Here is an 18,868-nt window from a genome sequence, read left to right as displayed (position 1 = left end):
TGTTCTCCGTGGTTTCCACGCCGGGAATCGGTGGCTGTGAACGTTGGTTTCGGACAAACTGGCTTTGTTCCGGGGGTTCCGCTTTGATAGCGCCATGGCATCTACGCACCTATGAAACGCATGATCTAGATGATTAAGTCCTATTGGGTTCAGGGGTCGTAGGCGTTCGGGGAGCGTTTCGGGGTTCGTATGTATTCCAGTTGTGCCAGATTCCGGCCGCGAGGACCGGGAGCTTTGAGGCGACGCGGGCATAAAGCCCGTCGAAGGTCCGTGCGCCGTGGTGCTCGAGGCCGAGTTGGCCCTTGAGGCTGTCGAATACCGACTCGAGCCATTGGCGGATGCCGCCGAATTTCCCGAAGCGGGGTTTTTCGTCCTTGCGGTCCGGTCGCAGGAGGTTCGCTCCGACGTCCTTGGTGATGAACCTTTCGAAGTCCCGGCCGGCGAAGCCCTTGTCGGTGTTAAGCCGCATTCTGCATAATCGCTGAGGATCTGCTGCGGGACCCTGTACGCCGCGAACGCTTCCCTAAGCACCGAGACCGCATCTTGGCCGTTCTCCAGCTGGGAGAAGCACTGGGTGCCGACATTGAAACGGGTGCCGTCATCGAGGATTTGGTAGATCATGACCTTGGTGGCGTTCGGGTCGAACAACCGGTATTCCAGCCCGTCGAGCTGCCACATCTCCATCGGAAACTACCGAGAGAAGCGCTGCACGGCCGTTTCCGGGGATTCTTCCGGGTCACGCCGGGCTCGGCCAGGATCCGGACGATCGTTGCCACCGAGGGGACCTGCTGGCTGAATTCATCGATGTCCACGGCCTCGAACCACAGGGATTGCAGACCGCTGTCCCAGCCGGACTGCGCCAGGCGTTTGCGGATGCGCAGGACCACGTCCTTGGTTTGTTCGCCATAAATCTTCTTCGTGGTTTTCGGGGCCCTCGAATGAGGGTTCAGGGTCTTGATGCCTTCGGCGATGCAATCAACGATTCAGGGGACGTCGTATTGGTCACGAACTACCACGTTGTAACGTGGCGCACCCTCGAGATCTGTTTCGTGGGAGATGCTTTCGCAAACAGAGTGCCCCGAACGCTGTGGGTAGAGCTACCCAGCGAGTTCGAGCGACCGGACACCCCGTTGTTTGATGAGCTTGGACGGTGGGAGATTCAGCTATATGACGGCGAACCAGGCGACTTGCGGCCGCGATGGTTCCAGGATGGCGATCATGTGTACGGCGACATGAAGCCACCGATAACTCACGTCGTGGTTTTTCCTGTTAATCGTGAGCAGGCAAGTCACCTGAGTCGCTACATCTACAAGTGGGATCAAGGGGAGGGCCTACCGTTGAGTATCACAGACACCCTATTTGTCGTTGGCTATCCGATATCTCTGATCGGAAAATGGAGGTGACCTGCCTGCGGCGGGCGCACTGCTGCACCCCGTCGTGGTCCGGCGGCCTGGCGATGGTATGAAGCCGGATGGGTGTCAGGCCGCGGGTGTGAGGGTGACTTTGTAGCCGAGGGCTTCGAGTTGGCGGATGTTATTGCGCTTTTGCCGATTGGCGTTGATGCGGGTGTCGTAGAAATCGGGGCCGAGGTCGATGTAGCTGGTTGTGGGATCGACGAGCAGGTGCCAGATGATGACCAGGATGGATCGGGCGACAGCGACCAGGGCCTTGAGCCTGCCCAGCCGTTTGACCAGGCGGCGGTACCGTTGCCCCAGGAAGGTGTTGGTCTTGGCAGCAGCGGAGGCGACCTCGCCCAGGACACCTTTGAGGTAGGGGTTGCCCTTTCCCGGGGAACCGGATCGGTTCCTGGCGCCGGACTGATTCGCGCGGGGACTCAACTTGGCCCACGAGGTCAGGTGTCCTGCGGTGGGGAACTGGGTCATGTCCAGGCCGATCTCGGCGATGATGGTTTGTGCGGCGCCGGGTCCGATGCCGGGAATCTGGTCAAGGCGTGCGATGGCCGGCAGGAGGGCGGCGTCGGCTCCGGTGCCTGCGTCCGGGCCGGTGGTGCCGTCGGGGTCGACTCCCTGCGCTGCTGGGATTGCTGCGATCAGTGCTTCTATCCGTGTGCTCAGGTGCTCGATCTGACCGGACAGGGCATCGATCTGGCTCAGCAGGACCCGGGCCAGGTCCGCGTGGTGGTCATCGAACCGGCCGGTGAGTGCCTGGACCAGCGCGGCGTGTTTGACCCGCAGCCGGCCCCTGGCCAGGCCGGCAAGAACATGGGGGTCACGTTCGCCGTTGATCAGCGCTTCGATCATCGCGCGTGCGGAAACGCCCATGATGTCCGTGGCCACGCTCGAGAGCTTGATCAGCGCATCCTCCAGCAGTTTCTCCACGCGCTGGACGTGACGGGAGCGTTCGACGGTCAGGTCCGTCCGAAGGCGGGTGTAGTCGCGCAGTTGCCTGAACTGGACGGGCGGGACAAACGAGGGGCGCAGCATGCCCCGCTCGTTCAGCTTGGCCAGCCAGAGCGCGTCGAGCTTGTCTTCTCCGAACTAAGAAATTGCGGGGAAATCGTCCATATTACTGTCCGTTTCGGGGGCCGGGTGGGCTGATGTTGGTGCGGCCGGCGGCTTGGGTGAAGGTGGGCATGCCGAGTTGGGTAGTGTTTCGGCGCTCGGTTATTTGGTCCATTTCGGCAAGTTTGGCTCGGGCCCCTGCGAGGCTGACTTTGAGGCCTTCGGCTTCTCCGAGCCAGCGGTGGGACTCGGCTTCGGCGATGCGCTCGATGAGGTTATCGCGGATCTGTGCCAGGCGGGGTCTGGCCGTAGCAGCGGGCAGCGCAGGCAGCTGTGCTCGTGGATGCAGGGCGTGTCGTAGGAGCGGCCGCAGTCACCGATGGAAACCTTCCGGTGTTCGAAGTGGCCGATGAACTCGGACCATTCCTCGTCGGTGGGGGTGCGGTATTCCTGGCTCGGACGCAGCGCGCGGCGGCGGGCGATGAACTCACGGTGGCCGTTGATGACTTCTTCGGGGTAGACGGCCTTGTATCCCATGGTGGTGTTGATGTCGCGGTGTCCGGCGACGAGTTGGGCGATGTGCGGTGGCATGCCGTGCATGATCGCATCGGTGATGAAGATTCGGCGGAAGTCGTGGAAGGTGTAGCGCATCGGGCTGCCGGCGCCGTCCTTGATGCCGAGTTCCTCCAGCGCGTGGTCCAGGTATGTGCGTAACGCGGTTTCTGAAACTGCCCGGTTGTCCAGACGCCGCCGCCATTGGAACAACAGGGGCAGGGGCTGGTTGTAGACGCGTTCGTTTTTGTCGTAGGACACTACCGGCGAAACATGCGGTTGCCCGGCGCGGATCCGGGAGACGATCTGGGAGAGCACGTCAGCGAGTTCGGGTGAGATGACCAGTATTCGCTCGGCGTCGGTCTTGGATGGGGCGATCTGCAGAAGAGGAACCAGTTCCCCCGTGTCGGGCAGCCGGTATTGGATCAGGCTGTGGTGTGAGAGTTCACCGAGCTCTTCGATGCGGATGCCCGTGTGGCGCAGCACCTCGACCATGGCCCAGGTCCAGAAACCACGGTGCTCTCCGAAGGTCAGATCGCGGCGTGGTCCGCCCTCCGGGTCCTCGGCCCAGACCCGGCCTGTGGCTTCGGTCTTCATGGCCGTGCGGCGCAAAGTTTGGCCTGCAGCGGTGAAAAGTTCACCGGCAGTGGTGCGTTCGCCGGCGGCGAGCAGGTCACTGGTGCGTGCCCGTTCGGCCTGCACCCACGAGACCAGCGCCGGCAGCACCGGCAGCCGTTCGCGGGTGCGTTGGTCCGTGCGTGATTTACGGGCCAACCGGTCTTTTTTGTGGGAGACATCGGTGGCGCTGACCGGGCAACGCACCGCCCACGGACCCCACCGTGCAGGGTCGTCATCGGCCCATTCGGCCAGATCCAGGTAGAAGGCGCGCACGGCAGAAAAGACGCTGCGTCCATCCAGCCGTGCCGACGTCCTTTGGATCTGCTCCCCGTTGGCAGAGGTGCTGGTGCGGGCACGGGTCATGACCCGCTTTTTCCATGACGCGGCGACCTCGGACGAGAACTTCAGTGAATCGATCCCTGGCTGGTGGGCTTCCAGGTCGGCCCAGAACAATTTGCCCAGCAGGTAGGCGGTGCGTTGCAATGAGGAGAAGTCCATCGCCATCTGGCGTTCCCGCAGGTAATCCACGAGCACGTCCCGGACCGGTCGGCACTTGATGTTGTAGCGGTCGATCAGCTGCTCGCACGTGGGTTGGCCGTTGCCGGAGAACATTTCAATGGCGGCGGGCGCATCCTCGCCCCAGACATGGTGGCGCAGCAGTTGATAGAACAGCGGGCTGCGCGCGTTTGTCTGCAGCCGGGTACTGGTGCCGATGCCGGTGACGGTCGCAAGCAGCTCAACGCAGTCTCCGACCCTCACCGCCGAGATCGGGCCTCCCTTGGCGGCCATGATGACTGCGATCCGGGTCAGGGCCTGTTGGCTGGTTTGCGGTTCCAGGTGCGCGTCGGTGCAGGCCTGGTTCAAGTCGGCGAACGCCTTGCTGTCGCGGGTGCGGGCCATCTCGGGGGCCAATCCCCGGCGCGCCGGGGCGAAACGCAACAGCCAGTCCAGGCCCGGACGGATCACATCAGCGCAGATCAGCACCATCAGGCCGATGCTCAGGTGGGGTGCCGGCTCACCAGGAGCGTTCCGCCCCCGGCCGGCGGCCTCGCCGATGAACAAGTCCCGCCAGTCGGGCGCAGCCTCCGCGCCGCTGGCCTGCCACCGTTGCTGCCAGTTCCCGCCGGGGAAATCGGCCAGCCAGCCCAGCACTGCCAGCACTCCCGTGCGGCGGATCCGCTGGCTGTTCGGATTCTCCAAACTGAACGGTGCAGCGAGCACGCGGGCCAGCACCGCAGAACGATCATCACAGGTCGAAGGCCACGACGGGCCGACCCCGCGCGCGGGGAACGCGGCCATCAGCTGCGCCCCGGTTTGCCCCACTGCGTTGCCCGTCACCGCACCGCTGGCCACCGGCGGGGCGAGCAGTTGTTCGCTGCCCGTCATGGCTGGTTCCCTCCGAAGAGGATCCGCAGGCTTTCGGGACGGTAACCGGGTGCCGGCGGGGGCGCCGGGTCACGCAGGAGCTGCCGGGCATGAAAGGCAAGCACTCCGGCAATCACGTCCTCGGTCACCGGGTTCAGATACCGCTGCGTGGTCGATAAAAATGCATGACCCAGGACCCATTGCACGTCGGTCAACGGCATCTTCGGATCCTGGGCCATCCGGTAGGCGGCCGTGTGGCTTGTGTCCGCAGAGGCCGTGTGCGGTCGGGTTTGTGTGGTCATTGGTCCGGGTTCGTTAAGGACGATGTGATGGTGACGTGGATCGTCCAGCGTGTTGCATTCGACCGCTGACGCCATGACAGAGATCACATTGCGGACGCGTTGTGAGTACCCGTGTGGCGCGGAGTCGCTGTCGCGCAGATGCTGTCGGGTCGGCTGGGCAGCTCAGCATGGTCCGATCGATGGGGTCTTCGCTCGGCGTACCGGGAGACGGGCGACGCGGCTCGATGTGTCGGCGACGGCGCGGAGTCGGATGATCTCCTCGTGCTGCGCGGCCAGACGGGCCAGGGTCTTGCCGCGGAAGTCGCCGAGTTCTGCGATGGCCTGTTCCGCCTGTGTGAGACGGTCCCTGAGCTTGGCGTTCTCAGTCTTGAGTCGATCGACCTGCGCGATCTTCGGGTCGGGGGTGGTCCCGGTGTCCTGAAGGCGCTTGAGTCGGTCCTCGAACTCGGCGCGCAGGTGGGCGTAGGGGCGGCTGCCGTAGAAGGCGGTTCGGTCGACGCCGGATTCGCGGGCCAGGGTCTTGATGTCGCAGTTCCCGCCGGGCGGGATCTCGCCGCGCAGCAGGCGGTCCATGGCGGCGCGGATGCGCATCTCGTTCTCGGTGCGGGCCGCGGCAGTAATCCTCACGCGTCGTCCTCCTTCGTGATCTGGGACGAAGCGACGTCGATCTCGGCGATGACGCGCAGGGCCCGGTCGTAGTCGCCGCTCAGACGTGTGCGTTCGGCGGTGCGGGTCTTGCCGAGCTGGCCGAGGAACGCCTTGGTGCTTGCGGCGTGCTCGGCCCATACCGGGCGGTGGGCCAGGTGGTGGGTGGCCTGCGGGCAACGGGCCGAGTCACACATTCCGGCTAGCGGCCGCGTCGCGGCAGGGGTGCCGGCCAGCTTCAGGCAGAGCGCCCGGGAGGGGTCGGTGAACCAGCAGTAGTTCGCCGGCCCCAGGTGCAGCACCTTCGCCCGCTTGCTCAACAGGTTGAGGATGTCGCGGTCGTTGCGCTGGATCGTCGGCGCCGGGGCGGAGCCCTCATTAGGGGTGCCGTCGATGCTGGCGAAGAACTCTGTCAGGGCCCGGGCGCCGGGTCCTGCCGGCAGGATGCCCTGCTGGTAGTTTCGGAACTCGGCCAGGACCAGCTCCAGGTTCCGGTCGGCTTCATTCTTGTTGACCTCGGCTAACAGCATGGCTTGGGCGCCGCCGGGGCGAGAGCTGTAGCCCTCCGTTGTGGCGACGGCGATGTGTTTCAGGTGGATCTTGGTGGCGAGGACGCCGCCGGGCCGGTAGGCCATCTCCAAGGACAGTGTCCGCCTGAGCATTCTGAGGTTCACCCGGCCTTCCGGGATCGGGTCCAGGCCGATCCGTGCCCCGGCCGGGGAGTTGACCCAGGCCCGGAACCAGGCGTAGCGGACCGAGAAGGCGAAGCGCCCGAACAGCGGCGCCCCGTCGTGGGCGTCCTCGTGCAGCCGTTCGGCGAGCTCGACCGCCCGGTAGGCCGGTTCGATGACGATCCACTCGTCGTCGGTGCCGCCCAGGGGCTGACCTTGACGATCTTGCTGGCGATCCGGAAGCGGTGCAGGCCGGGGATGGGTTCCTCGACCGGGCGGCGGCAGCCGACGCGCAGGGCCATCAGCTCGGAGGCGCGCATCCCGGAGACCGCGGCCAGGACGATGATCGAAGCGGTGCGGACGGTTCCGATCAGCGCGACGGCCTGGGACCGGTGCAGCGGGAGTGTCCAGGGAAGCGTGCCGGAGCCGTCGGCGGCCGGGGTGTCGGCCGCGTCGCGTCCGAACACCTTCTCAACCCCCACCGACGCCACCGCCTGCTCCAGTGGCCCCCGCATGGTCGGGATCCACCGGGCCCAGAACTGGCTATAACCGGCCGTCCTGGCCAGCGCTCCGGTGGCCAGTGGCAGCAGCGGGTCCTCGGCCGCCCAGCCGTCGGCGATCCGGGCGGCGATGTCGTGGTCTTCCATCATCGGGAGCCCCGTGCCGGCGGATGTGTACTGGGCCAGCACGGCCTTGATGTCCTCGGGGAAGGACGGGGAGCTGTGGCGCAGGCCGGCTGCCTTGAGCGAGGAGACGCGGTCGACGGCGCGTACTTGCTGTTGCAGTTCGATCACGTGCGGGCCGAGCACGCCGACCAAGTGCAGGGCCGCGGCGAGTATCGGCTGCAGGACGTGGTCGGGGACCGGCTCTGTGGCGTTCCCTGTCCGGCCCGAGGGCATCTCGGCGACCGCCGAAGCCGTGGCCCCGCCCCAGGGCCGCAGGTCTGTCCGGACGCGGTCGGCGGTGAACAGCTCCCGGTAGTTGACCAGATCGACGATGACTTGGGCGGCGGTGCGTCGGATGCCGTGGCTCTGCTCTCCGACGACGACGCCTTCGTCATCGACGATGTAGCGCCGATGCCCCAGGTAGGCCTCGCAGTCGGCGGTCTCCAAGTGTTCCAGGCTGGGCAGCCCGCGCTGGGCGAGCCAGGCGAAGAACCTGGTGATTTCCTTCAGGCGTCCGTTGCAGCTGCGCAGGTGCAGCGGCGTGCGGTAGGCCCGTGGCAGCAGCGCGACGGCCTCGTGCCGCGGGGCCAGCAGTGCCAGGACGAGTTCCTTGGCGACCATGCGCCATCGCGGATCGGTGATCGCGGCGAAGTCAAAGCGCCGGTTGGCCAGAGCCATGTCGACCGGGAGGCCGACGACGTCGGTGAAGTCCCAGAGGTCCTCCTCGAACACCGGACGGTAGGTGTCGGGCGGGAGTGTCAAGCCGGCCTCGCCGCAGATGTCGGAGCCGGTGAACGGGGCGGCCCGGCGGTCATCGGCCTGGATGGGGGAAACGGCGGATCTCATGTGGTGCGCTCCTCGGGACGTAGCGGGATCTCCTCGTCGGCGCCGGCCACGGCGATTGCCGCGGCGGCCACGACCGCGGGGTCGAAGCGGTCCAGCACCTGGCTGATCCGGACGGCATAGGGGCCGAAAACGGCCATGAACTGGGCGGCGGGCATCTGCTGCCACTGGCGGGAGAAGAATGCCTTTAGGCGCAGCAGGTTCGCCGCGTGGCGCGGGGCGAACACCGCCAGCGGACAGAGCAGGCAGACCCAGGGACGGGCCGGGCACGGTTTGCCCGCCGGGCCGTGCAGCCCGGAGAGCTGGTCGCCGCAGGCTGCGGTGAACACGTCCCGGGCTCCGCCGACCAGTTCGGAAATCGCGGCGTCGCCCAGGCCGAGCCCGGCCATCAGCTGCGGGTAGTCCCTGGCCAGCGCAGCCGCGTCCTCCTCGGTGATCACCGTGGGCGGGTGAGCACGGCGCAGGATGTCGTGCTGGGCATCCTCCACGATCGTCTCGACCAGGTGCCGCTGCGCCGGCGTCGTGGCGGTCAGGTAGTGGTCGCCTTCGACCGACGGGGTGTGGTTGGGATCGATCGTGGCCCGGGCGCTGCCGCTCCAGGTGCTCTTGTCACGCACCGCGTGGTAGGTGGTGCGGATCCGCGACCGGTGGATCTTCAACGGCTGCCCGTCCGAGCCGAAGACCTCCCGGCGGCGGACCCAGCGCTGGATAGCGACGCGGTCAACATCCCGGACCAGGCGGGCATTGCCGACCAGGCTCATTCCCAGCCAGAGCCTGTCGCGCTCGGCGGCGGGAACCAGGCCCCGCAGCAACGCCGAGTGTGAGAGCCACTGCTCCAGCAGCCGCACCGCGGCCCGCGGCAGGTTCAGGCTCTCCGTCGAAGTCCGGCCTTTGACATAGGACAGCAGCACCGTGGAGTCACCGGCCCAGTCGACATCCCCGACGCCCAGGTCCGCGATACCGTCCGGGACGATCCCGGAGTAGACGCCGAACAGCAGTCGGTAGGCGATGAGTGCATCAAGGTGCGGGAACGCGGCCTGTACGGCCTGGTGGAACAGGACAGTGCCGCCGCGGCTGCGGAAAGCGTCGTAGGTGACGCCCAGCGCGGCGGCGAAGCCCGGCGTGCTGATCGGGCCGCTGCGGGCCAGCAGCCAACAGAAGTTCTCCGCTGTCCAACCGCCTTCGGCCGGGTGTCGGCCTGCGGCCACTGACAGCAGGGCTCTGCGGTGCGCGGCGTAGGATTCCTCGACCAGCGTCCGGCATGCCGAGGCCAACCGGTCCCACTCGGCCTCCGGGTAGGGCGGCAACGCCTGCCGGTTCGGCTGGATGTTGAAGTGGCGTCCCGCGGCCAACTCCAGCACCCCCTCGCCCAGGACGCCGCCGGAGCGGGCGAACCCCTCCACCAACGCCCGGGTCTGCGCCTCCAGATGGGTCGGACCGGCCATCCAGAACTTGGCCAACTGGCCCCGGCGCAGGTCACCGGCACCGCCGATGAAGCCCCCCTCTGCCACGGCCAGGACCATACGCCGCAGAGCCCGGACATAGTGAACGACCGAGCCTGCCGAATCGACGGTGCCGTGCGGATGGATCAGCTCCACCAAGCCGACCGCCAGGTCCCTGGCCAGGCGCGGGTTGGGCAGGCCCTCAAGCGAGAACTCGGCCGTGTCACCGTCGCTGAACACGCAGACCACGCCCAGCGGATCATCGAGAACCATCGTGGGCATCAGGCTTGGTCCTGCTCGTCAAACTCCGCATCGGACTCACGCTCGGCCGCGGCCGCGTCGAGGATCCCCGCCTCCGCCCCGGCGGCCTCGTAAGCGTGCCGGTAGATCCGTGTGGTGTCCAAGCGCTTGAGGTACTTCTCCGTCGTCAAGACAGTCGAGTGGCCGAGGAGATCGCGCAGCACCAGCAGCGGGTCGGCCTTCGACAGGTAGAACACCAGCGCCGCGTCGGCGTCAGCGTCCTTCGCCAGCCGTGCGGCAGCCCGGTAGTGCCCGCTGACCAGGTACTCGAGGGTTCTCATGGCAAAGCTGTGGCGAAGCCGATGGGGGTTTACGTGGGGGAACCTGGGTTCGAACCGGGCCCGGATCCGATCCGAGGTCCGCTCGAACACCGTGGCCCAGGCTGTGAACGGGCCGCCGCCGCTCTTGACCGCCAGCAGGCACGATCCGCCCCCGGGCGCGACCAGACGTCGCCGCTCCGCCGGTGTCAGCGACGCCCACGGCCGGCGGACGCCATTGATCCGGCCGCCCCGCTCGTCGGGGTCGCTCACCAGCAGCGGCTCGCCCCAGCGTCGCGGCGGACGCCATGCCGAGCCGGCGGTTGCGGCCTCCCGGTCCAGGCCCATGTAGTCGTGGACGGATGCCAGCGCATCGTAGGAGGTCCACGTGGTGCGCGGCTTGCGGCCCTTGGTGATCCCGGCCGGCACCGGGAACGGGATCGGCACAGTCGTCGGTGTCGGCGGCAGCGCGGGAATCTCCCAGGGCAGCAGGTGTGTGAACTCGGCCAGCCGCAGCCCGGTGGCCAGCGCCAGGTCGCCGATCGCGGCGTTGCGCGGCATCTCCCGGCCAGCGAAGCCGGTGTCGGGCGAGCCGTCCGGTGCCAGCCCGCGCAGGCCGTTGCGGAACAGCTCGATGAAGTCCGGCTCCAGGTACTTGATAGTCACGTGCGGCTTCGGAGTACGCCGCACCGCCAGGTTCACCTTCACCTCCCGTCCGGTGCCGGCGAACAACGCCCGCGCCGACCGGTAGGTGAACGGCTCGGCGGCCGCATACCCCTCATCGATCGCCCACCGGTAGAACAGCGACAGAATGCTCATATGCTGGCCCCACGTCGTCGCCGCGAACCTGCCCTTCACCGGACCCGCGGCCCGATGCTCGGCATACCGGCTCAACCCGGCCTTCAGCCGCTCCCGCGAGTCGAACAACGCGATCCCGTGCACGGCGAGGAACTCCGCCCACTCCTTCACCGCCCGCGCGTAGTTCTCCCATGAACTCGGTGCCGGGGCCCCGCTGACCGGGAGCTCGCGCAGCCACCGGTTCACCACCGCAGCCGGCCGCGGTGCAGCCGGACCGTCCTCGAACAGCAAGTCGTCATCGACCAGCACCGGCATCCCCTCCGGGATCACCGGCCTGTACTCGATATCCCAGGACTCCCAGCCCCGCGACGAGAAGAAACTCATAATCACAGAGCTGACAATAGAAACACCACACACCGTGACGCAAAGCCCAGACACCGAGGGAGCGCCCACCTCAAAGGCTTATCGCAACACGGGAACTAAGCAGAGATAATGTGGCGAAGGTCGTGCAGGGACCAGTCCGTGCCCAGCGATGCATTCGCCCGATCGAACATCGCCCGCGCCGCGTCATAGGTCAAGGCACGGAACGGGCGCCGCAACGTCCACCACAATGGTTCGTCCCTGCCCGGCGGAACCAGGTCCGACACTTGTGTTTGATAGAGACGCAGCCAGACGAACGCGTCCGGCGCGGCAGGCAATGGCTGTAACGCACCGGTGCCCTTGCGCAGCACGGTGATTAATTGCTGCCCGGGATCAACGTCAGCCACCGTGGCCCCCAGCAGCTCCGAGGCCCGGGCACCTGTCGAGACCCAGAACGCGACCAGCGCCCGGTCCCGGTGCGAGCCCAGCTGCGCGAACAACTTATCGAACTGGTCATCGGGGATCGCCCGTGGGGCCCGGGTCACGACCTTGGGCCGATAGCGGCCGCGGCGCTGCCCGGAAAACGGTTCCATCGGGTTGTGATGCGCCCGCGCGCGGGTGCCTCCACGGGCGCGGGCCAGGGGAAACGGGTTGAGCATCGGACCGGTGCCCGCTTCCAGGTGGAAATCGTAGAAGCCACGCAAAACGCTCTCGCAATGCGCAACCGTTACCGCGGCATACCGGTCGCCGTCCGGGGCCTTGCCCGGCCCAGGAGTCCCCCTATCCGCTCCGTGCCCCGCGTCGGAACCCGGCCCCCCACCATCGGGGTACCGCCAATGCGGTCGCACCGGCTTGAGCGCCACCTGCAGCCAACGGCAGAAATCACGCGCCTCGACCCGGGTTGCCTGATCCCACACCATCTCAAGGGCCGCCAGGAATCGAAACCAACGCAACAAGTCCATGCCATATGACCGCAGCGTCGTCGCTGGCCGCCCGCACGCCACCAGCTCGGCGAAGAATGCCGCCGCCGGCCTTATCGTCTCTCCGGCGCCGTCAACCAGCCGATACGGTTCGAAGGGGTTCCCGGTTGCCTCCAGCGAACCCGACGGCGGCACCACCAGCCCGGACAGTACCCGCGGAACGTTCTCTTCGTTGCCCATGAGAACAGAACCTAGCCGATGCAAACCGGCGCCGCCCACGGTTCTCCCGGGTGGACCCGGTTAGTTCGGTTAACACGTCGGTCTTGGGACGTCCCGGCAGATGCCTGACATCGCGCGCGTTGACCAGCCACGGCTCGAGCCCGTGCGCCTCCAGGAGGTAGAACACGGGCTTCCAATAGTCGGAGGTTGCTTCCATCACCACCCGCTCGATACGGAGGTCCACGAGATGGTTGGCCAGTTCCGTCAGGGACCGGCTCATCGTCGAATGCGTGGACACCTCCTGCAACCGCTTCTTCCGGTTCCCTTCCGCGGGGACCCGGACACAACAGACGAGTTCAGCCTTGCCAATATCGATCGCGGCGACCCTGGCAATGATCTGTTCCTCATCCTGGGATTCGGCCAGCATGATCCTGTTCATCTCCTCACTCAAAACACTCGCACTATGGATTCAGCGGCCGCCCGTGGGGATCACCGGGGAAAACCGGAATCTAGTCCGCGTCCTCGGCAACAGAAACAGTGAAGGGCCCACAGCGTGATCTCCAGCGCCCGGCTAGGTGACGGCCTGAATGAACCATAGAAGCACGGCGTCGACAGGCGACCACGGGAACATTTTCAGCCCGGAACGGGCGTCCCGCAAGGGACATATTGGCTAGGTGTGTTTCTTAGCAGGCCCGTCTGCGCCGCCGGCCCCATGCGCCGGGCCTAGGCTAGGAGGCGTCGGGCAAGTTGGTCCAGCCGCGTTTTGTGGTCTTGCCATACCAGCCGGATGCCGCGAGTGTTCCGCCGTCAACAGGGACGGTCTGGCCGGTCATGAAGCGTGCGGCATCAGAGGCCAGGAATTCGACAACGCTTGCATAGTCATCGGGCTGACCAAATCGCCCGAGGGGAACCCAGGAACGAACCAGCGCGGGATTGCGCCCCGCCAGCATGAGCTCCGAGGGTGTCTGCTCGGTGTCGGCGAGGTCGGGGGCGATCGCGTTGACCCGGACACCGCTCGGACCGAGTTCTACAGCGAGGCTCTTCGTGAAGGCGGAAACGCCCGCCTTGTACGCGGAGTACACTACATGCCCCGGGATGCCTCGGTAGGCCTCGACCGTCGACAGATTCACGATGCTCCCGCTACCGCGCTCGACCATTCCGGGAGCGATGGCATGGGTGACCATGAGCACGTGCAGCAGGTTGAGTTCGTAGAGCTTCTGCCACTGCTCGGCAGTGCTGCGGAGGAACACCGCCGACGCCGGCCGGAAGTCGCCAACGTTGTTAACTAGCACGTCGACGCGTCCGCCGGCCTCATCTCGCACCAGCGCACAGAGCGTAGCGACGGTGGATTGCTGCGTGATGTCGCCGACGAGCACCGTGCAGCGGCCGCCCGCGGCGGCGATGTCAGAACTCGTCGCAGCGGCCGCCGGCGCGTCGCAATCAACCAGGATCACATGATCGCCGCCCGACGCGAAGCGCCTGCTGATGGCCCCGCCTATACCGAGGGCCCCTCCGGTGACCACAACGACGCGTGCTGAATCGGGCTTGGAGACGTTGAGGGTAGTGTCCATGAGACAAAGCTAGCATTTGGTTGGTATGGTTGAGGAGTTGCACCGTTGCGAAAGAAGGGCAGGGAACCGTTGTCGATCGTTATTGATCTCTCAGGATGGGTCGTACTCGTCACAGGCGGTGCCCGCGGCGTGGGCGCGGGGATTGTTGACGCCTTCGTCGACGCCGGCGCCATCGTGGAGATCTGCGGCAGAACAGAGCCGGACCTGTCCGAGGCGTTGAGGCGGCCATCTGTGCACTTCAGCCGTGTCGACGTGCGCGTCGATGAGCAGGTGCGCAGCTGGGTTGTCGATGTCATGGACCGCCGCGGACGTGTCGACGTCGCCGTCAACAACGCCGGTGGCTCGCCATTCGGGCGCTTCGAAAGCGGTTCAGCGCGTTACCAGCGCGCAATCACCGAACTGAACTTCCTGTCGGCGGCCCATGTGGCCAGCTCGGTCCACCCGATCATGATGGCCCAGAAGCAGGGCGGCTCTATTGTGAACATCACCTCGATCAGTGCCCGACGGCCGAGCCCTGGCACCGCTGTCTACGGCGCGGCGAAGGCCGCTCTCGAGAGCCTGACTGGCAGCCTGGCCGTGGAGTGGGCGCCGCACATCCGGGTGAATGCCGTGAGTTGCGGGCTAGTGGCGACCGAAGGCGCCGTCGATCACTACGGCGACGCCGACAGCTATGCTCGGGTCGCCGCAACGATTCCACGTGGACGGCTGGCCGACCCCAGCGAGATCGGGGCTGCCTGTGTGATGCTCGCCTCTCCTCTGTCCAGCCACATCACCGGCGCCGTTCTTGACGTCGATGGGGGCGGCGAGTGGCCGGCATTCCTGGCCCACACCCCGAACGCAGATTCCTTGAAACCGAATCAAGTAGAAGGAGCACACTCATGACCGAGGCGGTAATCGTTTCTGCAGTACGTTCGCCCATCGGCCGGGCCAACAAGGGCTCGCTGCGTGAGATGCGAGGCGATGACCTCGCAGCCCAGATGGTTCGCGCGGCGCTTGATGCCGTTCCTGGGCTCGACCCCAGCACTGTCGAAGACCTGATGATGGGATGCGCCCAGCCGGCCGGCGAGCAGGGGTACAACATCGCGCGCATGGTCGCCATGCAGCTTGGTCTCGACTCTGTTCCTGGAACCACCGTGCACCGTTACTGCTCTTCTTCCCTTCAGACCACCAGAATGGCGTTCCACGCGATTAAGGCGGGCGAAGGCGACGTCTTCATCTCGGCCGGCGTCGAGACCGTCTCACGTTTCGGTTTCGGCAAGTCCGACGGCATGCCTGACACGAAGAATCCGGCGTTCTTCGAGGCGATGGAGCGCACCAAGGCCCTGGCCGCAGATCCCGACGCCCGTTGGAGCGATCCGCGCCAGCGCGGAGAGCTGTCCGACATCTACATCGCCATGGGTGACACGGCCGAGAACGTCGCGCAGCTGCGCGGGGTCTCCCGTGCTGCGCAGGACGAGTGGGCCGTGCGAAGCCAGAACCGCGCAGAGGCCGCTGCGGCCCGCGGCTTCTGGGCGAAGGACATCACGCCGGTCACCCTGGCCGACGGCACAGTCGTCTCGACGGATGACGGTCCGCGCGCCGGTGTGAGCATCGAGAAGCTCTCGATGCTGCAGCCGGTGTTCCGGGAGCACGGTACAGTCACAGCGGCCAACTGCTGCCCACTCAACGACGGTGCAGCCGCCCTCGTGATCATGAGCGATCGCCGGGCTGCCGAACTGGGACTGACCCCGCTGGCGCGCATCGTCTCGACGGGTGTCGCGGCGATGACGCCAGAGTTGATGGGACTCGGCCCCGTTGACGCGGTGCGGCGCGCATTGGACAACGCGAAGATGTCGATCTCCGACATCGACATCATGGAACTCAACGAGGCCTTCGCGGCTCAGGTTCTGCCCTCGATAGACGACATCGGCATCGATGCCGACAAGGTGAATGTCAACGGAGGTGCGATCGCCCTCGGTCACCCATTCGGAATGACCGGGGCGCGCATGACCACGACCGCGATTCACGCCCTACAGGAGCGCGATGAGCAGTTCGCCGTCGAGACAATGTGCGTTGCCGGCGGGCAGGGAATGGCCCTCGTTCTCGAGCGCCTGAGCTGACGGCGGCGGGGAGTGCTCCGGTGCACTCCAGCGAACAGGAGACGTTGCGCTGGTTGGTCGATCGCGAGCAGATTCGTGAGCTCGTGAACGCGTACTGCCGAGCGATCGACCGCGTCGACCTCGATGCGTTGCTCGATCTGTACACGTCCGATGGGGTGGATCATCACACGGGCTTCGACGGACCTGTCACCGAGTTCGTGCCTTGGCTGCGCGGCCTCATGCCTGGGCTCACCGGCACGCAGCACATTATTGGCACCCACCTGGCCGAGGTGCACGGCGACGAGGCGGTTGCAGAGAGCTCGGCGACAGCGGTGCACTGGGCCGAGCCGAATGATGATCCTGAGCTCAATTACATCAGCGGCGTCAGATACATCGACCACCTCGTGCGCACCGCCACCGGCTGGAGAATCCGCGAACGGTGGGCCGTGCGCGAGTGGGCGATTACGACCGCCGGGTGCGGTCGGGCGCTCAGCGGAGGTATCGCGGCGAGCCGCGGCGCTGAGGACCCGCTGTGGGGTCTGCTTAGTGCTGTGCGCGGCGCACCCGCCTTCCCCTCGCCGGGGGTCGAGTGAAACCAGGTGACTGCCCCTGCTTCTGAACATCAAAGCGGTGATCGTGACCGGCGCCGGCGGAGGGCTGGGGCGAGAGTAGGCGGCCGCGCGGGGCACCGTCGCCGTATTCGAGGCGGACGTGTTCGGGGTGATCGAATGCGGCGTGGCCGCGATGCGCCTCACCTATGGCTGGACTCTCGAGCTGGCCGGCACGGGTGCGTGCCCCGCTGGCGAACACGGCAACGTCGGACTTGATCGATGTCGCTGATGTATTCAAGGGCGGACCTACTGCGCGGGTCGCTCCGGCCGTTGTGGCACTGCTGAGCGATCGCACAGTGCAAGATCAATGGCCAGGTCGTGCGCTTCGACGGGCAGCGCCTCGGTCTGGTCGCGCCTCCGCAATAGGCGGTTTCGACGGAGGCGCGAGGTTGGAAACGCCGGCGCCGATGCCCGACGCTCTGGGCGAACCAGTCCTCGAGTGGTGCAGCCGCTGGGTCTCGCGGCTGCACCCACTCGCGTGCATAGTGACGGGGTAGCGGGCTCAGTCGACGCTCGGCTGCACGGTTCGCAGCTCCGACTTGATGATCTTGCCGGTGCCGTTGCGCGGGAACTCATTGACGATCACGAACTCGCGCGGCAGCTTGAAGTTGGCCAGCCGGGCCTTGCAGAATGCGCTGAGATCTTCCGCCGTTGGCATCGGATCCGCGTCATGCAGCAGCGCAACGTAGGCCCGGCCGATTGATCCCATTCTGTCGTCGTGGATGCCGATCACGGCCGATTCATTGACGGCGGGATGTTGCCGCAGCACGTTCTCGATCTCTGCAGGATAGACGTTGAACCCGCCGACGATGAACATGTCCTTGAGACGGTCGGTGATCTTGAGGCAGCCGTGTTCATCCAGGCGGCCGATGTCACCGGTGTGGAGCCAGCCCTCCTTTTCGATGGCGGCACTGGTGGCCTCGGGATCCTCGAAGTAGCCGAGCATGACGTTGTCACCGCGGAGCAGGATTTCGCCGTCTTCCCCGGTCCGGAGATCTCTGTTGTTGGCATCCACTATGCGGATTTCGATGCCGGGAACGGCCGGGCCCGTGGTTTGCTTGGCGTGTTCTAGAGCCTCACCCGGCCGGGAGAGTGTTGCGACGACGCATTCGGTCAGGCCGTATGCCTGCGCAACCGTGCGGAATCCCAAGACTTCAACCATGTCGCGGAAGAGGCTCTCGGGAGCCGTTGTGGCGCCGGCGATGGCGAAGCGCAGTGATGAGGTGTCGTAGTTACCGAGGTTGGGGTGATCGAGCAGGGAGGTGAAGATCGTCGGCACACCGGGCAGAACACTGATGCGCTCCGCCTGGATCAGGCCCAGCAGCTCGGCGGGGTCGAATGTCTCGACGGGGTAGATCGTGGCACCGGCCAGGAGCGATGAGATCATTCCCGCCTTGTAGCCGAAACCATGGAAGAACGGGCCCACGACCGCATAGCGGTCCTCGCGTGAGAGCTCCGCGCCCGCCGCCCACGCCCGGGCGACACCCAGTGTCTGCCGGTGCGCGCTCATGACGCCTTTGGGAACGCCCGTCGTGCCCGAGGTGTAGAGGATGTCAGCGATATCGTCGGGGACGACAACGGCGACAGCGGAGCTCTGACGCTCAGGGTCGACGCTGGCACCGGAGGCGAGGAACGACGTCCAGCTCGTTTCTCCCGCTGTGTCTGTCTCACTGTCGAGGTTCACGACGAGCCGGAGTTCCGGCAGGCCGGGGACCGGCGAATCCGATGCCTCGCCATCCGCGACGGCGTCCCGCAGCGCCTTCATCGGGTGGCGCCCGAGGAAGCTGTCGGCGACAATCAGCACTGACGTACCGGAGCGCCGGAGGATCACGGCCGCCTCATAGCCGGTGTAGCGCGTGTTCAGGGGCACGACCGCGGCGCCGATCGATTGGGCGCCGAGCATGGCGAGGATGAAGTCCAGGCGGTTCGGTGACCACAGCCCGACACGGTCGCCTCGCTGCACCCCTTGTGCGAGGTAACCGCGCGAGACCGCTGAGACGCGATCGTTGAGCTCGCTGTAAGAGACGGTGGATTCACCGACGACCACGGCCGGGTGATCGCCGAGCCTTGCCATATCAGCGAGCAGCCCGGGGATGGTCTGTGCGTCCGAGAGGTGCATCGTGTAAATCCTTTCGTTAACGGTGAGTGCCGAGAAATTGGGGGGCGTGGCTAACACGGCAATCGCCTAA

Annotated in this window: 14 protein-coding genes and 3 pseudogenes; 3 read left to right on the top strand and 14 right to left on the bottom strand. The window is 66.2% G+C overall.

Annotation, left to right across the window (positions count from 1 at the left end; translation table 11 throughout):
- Positions 1–149: 149 nt before the first annotated feature.
- From ACQCSZ_RS16925 to ACQCSZ_RS16865, 13 genes and pseudogenes are all read right to left on the bottom strand, one after another.
- Positions 150–454 (bottom strand): annotated as a pseudogene (locus ACQCSZ_RS16925) (IS982 family transposase); the annotation flags it as partial.
- A gap of 23 nt (positions 455–477) precedes the next feature.
- Positions 478–971: pseudogene (locus ACQCSZ_RS16920) on the bottom strand (IS481-like element ISAar22 family transposase); the annotation flags it as partial.
- 507 nt (positions 972–1,478) lie between these two features.
- Positions 1,479–2,477: pseudogene (locus ACQCSZ_RS16915) on the bottom strand (IS110 family transposase); the annotation flags it as partial.
- A 147-nt stretch (positions 2,478–2,624) separates the two neighbouring features.
- Entirely contained in the window at positions 2,625–5,018 is a 2,394-nt protein-coding gene (locus tag ACQCSZ_RS16910; protein WP_427004865.1) for a tyrosine-type recombinase/integrase, read from the bottom strand.
- Positions 5,015–5,299: a hypothetical protein gene (locus tag ACQCSZ_RS16905; protein ID WP_427004864.1), complete on the bottom strand. Its 285-nt coding sequence runs from the start codon at positions 5,297–5,299 to the stop codon at positions 5,015–5,017. The genes ACQCSZ_RS16910 and ACQCSZ_RS16905 overlap by 4 nt, the downstream gene beginning before the upstream one ends.
- Before the next feature lie 162 nt (positions 5,300–5,461).
- A complete protein-coding gene (locus ACQCSZ_RS16900) occupies positions 5,462–5,926 on the bottom strand; it encodes a hypothetical protein (protein WP_427004863.1) in 465 nt (154 codons plus the stop codon).
- A complete protein-coding gene (locus ACQCSZ_RS16895; RefSeq protein WP_427004862.1) occupies positions 5,923–6,606 on the bottom strand; it encodes a hypothetical protein in 684 nt (227 codons plus the stop codon). Before ACQCSZ_RS16895 ends, ACQCSZ_RS16900 begins: the two co-directional genes overlap by 4 nt.
- Positions 6,607–6,614: 8 nt before the next feature.
- Positions 6,615–8,126 (bottom strand): hypothetical protein, encoded by a 1,512-nt coding sequence (locus tag ACQCSZ_RS16890; protein WP_427004861.1) that lies wholly within the window; start codon positions 8,124–8,126, stop codon positions 6,615–6,617.
- Positions 8,123–9,847: a hypothetical protein gene (locus tag ACQCSZ_RS16885; RefSeq protein ID WP_427004860.1), complete on the bottom strand. Its 1,725-nt coding sequence runs from the start codon at positions 9,845–9,847 to the stop codon at positions 8,123–8,125. Before ACQCSZ_RS16885 ends, ACQCSZ_RS16890 begins: the two co-directional genes overlap by 4 nt.
- Entirely contained in the window at positions 9,847–11,304 is a 1,458-nt protein-coding gene (locus tag ACQCSZ_RS16880; RefSeq protein WP_427004859.1) for a tyrosine-type recombinase/integrase, read from the bottom strand. The genes ACQCSZ_RS16885 and ACQCSZ_RS16880 overlap by 1 nt, the downstream gene beginning before the upstream one ends.
- A gap of 95 nt (positions 11,305–11,399) precedes the next feature.
- Positions 11,400–12,440: a tyrosine-type recombinase/integrase gene (locus ACQCSZ_RS16875; protein ID WP_427004858.1), complete on the bottom strand. Its 1,041-nt coding sequence runs from the start codon at positions 12,438–12,440 to the stop codon at positions 11,400–11,402.
- Entirely contained in the window at positions 12,334–12,858 is a 525-nt protein-coding gene (locus ACQCSZ_RS16870) for an IS110 family transposase (protein WP_427004857.1), read from the bottom strand. The genes ACQCSZ_RS16875 and ACQCSZ_RS16870 overlap by 107 nt, the downstream gene beginning before the upstream one ends.
- Before the next feature lie 289 nt (positions 12,859–13,147).
- Positions 13,148–13,990, bottom strand: coding sequence for an SDR family NAD(P)-dependent oxidoreductase (locus tag ACQCSZ_RS16865; RefSeq protein WP_427004856.1), 843 nt, complete (start codon positions 13,988–13,990; stop codon positions 13,148–13,150).
- Between the two features lie 69 nt (positions 13,991–14,059).
- On the opposite strand from ACQCSZ_RS16865, the gene ACQCSZ_RS16860 reads away from it, so the two are divergent.
- The 3 genes from ACQCSZ_RS16860 to ACQCSZ_RS16850 are packed head-to-tail and all read left to right on the top strand — an operon-like array spanning position 14,060 to position 16,661.
- Entirely contained in the window at positions 14,060–14,872 is an 813-nt protein-coding gene (locus ACQCSZ_RS16860; RefSeq protein ID WP_427004855.1) for an SDR family oxidoreductase, read from the top strand.
- On the top strand, positions 14,869–16,089 hold the full coding sequence (locus tag ACQCSZ_RS16855; RefSeq protein ID WP_427004854.1) for an acetyl-CoA C-acetyltransferase: 1,221 nt from the start codon (positions 14,869–14,871) through the stop codon (positions 16,087–16,089). The genes ACQCSZ_RS16860 and ACQCSZ_RS16855 overlap by 4 nt, the downstream gene beginning before the upstream one ends.
- A gap of 20 nt (positions 16,090–16,109) precedes the next feature.
- On the top strand, positions 16,110–16,661 hold the full coding sequence (locus ACQCSZ_RS16850; RefSeq protein ID WP_427004853.1) for a nuclear transport factor 2 family protein: 552 nt from the start codon (positions 16,110–16,112) through the stop codon (positions 16,659–16,661).
- 520 nt (positions 16,662–17,181) lie between these two features.
- On the opposite strand, the gene ACQCSZ_RS16845 is transcribed toward ACQCSZ_RS16850, so the two are convergent.
- Positions 17,182–18,798 carry an AMP-binding protein gene (locus ACQCSZ_RS16845; RefSeq protein WP_427004852.1) on the bottom strand — a complete coding sequence of 539 codons (1,617 nt, stop codon included), beginning with the start codon at positions 18,796–18,798 and terminating at the stop codon, positions 17,182–17,184.
- Between the last annotated feature and the right edge of the window lie 70 nt (positions 18,799–18,868).

The organism is Pseudarthrobacter sp. H2 (genome assembly GCF_050157045.1).
Taxonomy (GTDB): Bacteria; Actinomycetota; Actinomycetes; order Actinomycetales; family Micrococcaceae; genus Arthrobacter.
Note: the sequence above shows the minus strand (reverse complement) of the source record. Positions and strands in the feature narration are given on the sequence as shown.